The sequence below is a fragment of the Achromobacter sp. ACRQX genome, assembly GCF_022346505.1.
Lineage (GTDB): Bacteria > Pseudomonadota > Gammaproteobacteria > Burkholderiales > Burkholderiaceae_B > Achromobacter > Achromobacter animicus.
The window spans coordinates 1-3,653 of record NZ_JAKRML010000060.1; the positions used below are offsets into that span (position 1 = coordinate 1).

A 3,653-nucleotide genomic window follows, 5' to 3' on the forward strand; every position below is an offset into this window, starting at 1 on the left:
CGCCGCCCATGCCGGAAATCTGACTCTCGAATAAAGCCTGGCCGGGCGTTCCTCCATGGGTGTAGGTGCCACCGCCCCCGCCGCCACCGCCTGCAAACTTGCTGGCCCCTGGGCTCTGGACATTGCCTCCGCCCGACGAACCATTGCCACCCGCGTGGCCCCCATCTCCGCCAAAGCCTGCCCCAAACGCGCCGCCAAAGGTGAGGTCCGCGCCGCCGACGCCCGCCTCGCCGATGATCAGCGCGCGCGCAGCGGGATGCGGGGACATGCCGAGGGAGATCAAGGACAGGCCAAAGAAAAGCCTGAGCGTGATGCCGCGCGCTTTGTGGATTTGAGTCGGGGTCGAATGTGCGTGTCGCAACGCCAAGCAAGAATCCGTGTGCATCTCTGGTTCATCCTGGGTAGTGGATTCACGCGCGGCTTCACGAAAACAATTGCTCCCGGCGCATCGGGCTGCACCAGGCGAAATCGTCTGCTTGAGGTTTTAAGAACGTGGAACACCGGGCTTGCCGGTTGCGCGCTGAATTCCGATTAATGACATCGCGCGACGTCGGCTGGGTAATCTCAAGTAATTATTGATACCCATCGTCGGCGCAATTGATTCTGTGTATGCACGCAGGATTCGCCGAGAGTACGTTTACTCCGTTGGCCCGCAAACTTCCAAAGCCATCGATTCCAGCCGTCGAAATACGACTGATCCTAAAGGGGCGAATACCCGCGCAGCCGCTATGCGGCGGGGCGCCTACGCGGGGGATGTTCTGTGTTCGCTAGAACAGATACTTGATGCCGACCGATCCACCCACGGCGAGCAACCCCGACTCGCCGCCCAGGCCCTGCTCGGCATTCAACTGCACATTGACGAACGTGTTCTTGCCCGCCCGCCGGTCATAGCCCGCCGACAGGCCCACGCGCGATCCGTCCAGCTTGTTGTCGAACGCGATATCGCCTTGCGTCAGCGTCTGGTAGGAGCTGGTCGAGTCCCCCAGCGTGTGCCGGTAACTCAGCATGAGCCAGCCGTGGTTCTGCGCATCGTCCTGCTCGCCCCACGCTTTCGACAGCTTCAGGCTCACGCGCGAATGCAGCGCATGAGATTTGGGCAGCGCCACGCGGCCAAGGTCATCATCGCTATCGCGCAGCTTGATGTGCTGCACCATCACCTGCGCTTGCGGTTCGATTCGCAGCCCTTCGGACGCGTCGCCGATGTCGAACGCCTTGCCGGCTTCGGCCGACAGCGCCACGCCCCATCCCGAGGTTTGTAGCGACATGCCGGCCGCGCCGCTCGATTGCGTTTGGACGCCATACCGGCTGATCTGCGTGACGAAGTCGGCATACCCGCCCTTGCCGTCCATCATCGTGTAGTACGCGCCCAGGCCGTACATCGTCTGATCGCTGCGGCCGGCATCGATCGTTGAACGCGTGGATTCCTGATAATGATCCACCTGCGCGCGCGAGACCATCGCAGTCCCGAACACCCCAACGCTGTTGCGGCGAATCCCCGTGTTGGTCACGAACAAGTCCGTTCCCACCTGCAGCCCGCCCAGCGTCGTGCGGCTTGCGACCTGTGATTGCAGAATGCCGCGCGACGCGCCGTCGCGGTTTTCCCAACCCCCGAGCGTTCTGGCCCAGGCAAACGGGTATACCTTCCGAGACAGCGTTTCGGTGGAGCCCATACGTTCGTTGAAAGTGCCGACCGCCAGTTCGGACTGCCGCAGGGCTTGCCCGCCCAACTGCGAGTAGATGGAGACCTCGGGGCGGACTTCGCTGATCAAGTACCAGTTGTTGGCGAGTTCCGGCGAACCGTCCTGCGCACCATGCGCCAACACATAGCGAAACGCACCGCCCCGGGGGGCCTGTCCCGGCGTGAGCCTGAACGCGTTGTCCGTACTGGCGCCCGCCTTGACCACCAGAAAGCCGTTTCCACGAAGCGGGTCGCCAAAATCGCCCTCGGCGTTGAGCGTCAGATTGGTCAAGCCCGTCGCTCCAGCGTTCAAGGTCAGGTAATCCACGGTGCCAGCCGCGGTGGGAATCATGTGCAGCTGCACTTCACCACCGCCCCCTGCCAGGTTGTTGGCGGACAACGTGCGTCCGATCGCATCGGTGGTCCATTCGGCGGGTGGCGCAAAGGCAACGCTGCCGGAAAGCTGGAGTTCGTTGACCGTGCTGAGGAGGTTTCCTTGCGCGGGGTTGGACGCGTCGGTCAAGATGTGCCACCGGCTGGACGCGTCGATGGAAAGACTCGGCCCATCCACCCAACCTTCGAGCGTGGCGCCGTTGGCCAGGCCCAGACCCGCACTGCCTGCACCGATGACCCGGGCGATCGCATGATCGGCCTGGCCCAACGACGTGCCGTCGAGGACCAGCGTGCCATTGTCCACCCTCGTGACACCGGTATAGGTGAGCGGTCCGGTCAGCGTGGTCGTGCCCGGGCCTGCCTGTCGCAGTTCGCCCGTACCCGATATGGCGTTGGACATGACGACCGCGTCGGCGCGATCGATGGCCAGGACGGCGTGGTTCTCGAAAGCGCCCGCCCCCAACGATCCTGCGGCCTGACCCGTGCCGAGCTGCAGCACGCCATCGTCAATCAGCGTGTCGCCAGCAAAGGCATTGTCGCGGTCGATGATCCACGTGCCCGCGCCGGTCTTGGTCAGCGTGCCCGATCCCGTGATCGCGCCTTGCATCACGGATACCGTGCCGTCCGCCGCACGGATCGCGCCTTCTCCCGCGAACTGCATGTCGCGCTGCGTCAGGATGTCGGCATCCAGTTGCAGTCCGCCGCCGTTGAACGTGACGGCGCCGGCCGCGTCGCCCAGGATGGCGTCGTCGGCAATCGCGAGCCACCCGCCCGACAGGGTCCAGGGTGTGAGGGTCTGGCTGGGCGTTCCTGTCAGCGTCCATGTTCCGGCCGACGTTTTTTCGAAAGCATTGAAGCCCAGGTATTGCGCCTGCGCGCCACTCCCGATCTGGCTGACGTCAAAGGCCAGCGCGGCGCCGCCATCCAGAGCCAGCGTATTCTTGCCGCCCGACTCCGTGGCGTCGACCAGGCCGATGATCTGGCTGCCCGCTTGCAGAACAAGCGTGGAATCGCGAGCCGTGGCTGAATACTTGATGGCGGTGTTCTGGTTCGCCGGCCCTTGAGATATCGTTCCGGAATTGATGATCATGGTGTTGGCGCCGGTGACATAGACACCGTGACCGCTGTTGCCGCCAGCGCCGCCTGGAGGCCCCCCTTCGAATCCGGACCCACGCCCGCCATTGCCGCCAGATCCGCCGGCGGCCCCGCCGCCTCCGCCGCCCCCACCCCATCCTTCCAATGCCGTTCCTGGATTTGCTCGGCCACCGTCTACGCCGGCCTCACCGCCAGCCATACCGCCCGAGCCGCCTACACCCGGACTTTGGCTATTGAATAACCCTTGGCCCGCCGACCCGCCGTTGGTGTAGGTACCGCCGCCACCGCCACCGCCACCTGCATAGGGAGAGGTACCCGGGACGTCGCCGCCACCTGGCATGCCATTTTCACCCCCATTGCCGCCATTACCGCCGTAGCCCGTTCCATCGATCCCGCCGGGGTTGATATCCGCGCCGCCCCCTCCGCCCCCGCCAGCGCCGCCGCCTTCTCCTCCGGACCCATTACCGCCCCGGCCGCCGTCGCTGAC

At 64.8% G+C, this 3,653-nt stretch carries 1 protein-coding gene and 1 pseudogene; both read right to left on the minus strand.

Annotation, left to right across the window (positions count from 1 at the left end):
- Positions 1-367, minus strand: a pseudogene (locus MHZ91_RS28335) (hypothetical protein); the annotation flags it as partial.
- Positions 368-767: 400 nt separating this feature from the next.
- Entirely contained in the window at positions 768-3,161 is a 2,394-nt protein-coding gene (locus tag MHZ91_RS28130; protein WP_239216584.1) for an autotransporter outer membrane beta-barrel domain-containing protein, read from the minus strand.
- Between the last annotated feature and the right edge of the window lie 492 nt (positions 3,162-3,653).

What these genes read in the sequence shown, in the direction of transcription:
- MHZ91_RS28130 (WP_239216584.1), bottom strand. Translation starts at nt 3,161, where the DNA reads ATGATCATCAATTCCGGAACGATATCTCAAGGGCCGGCGAACCAGAAC.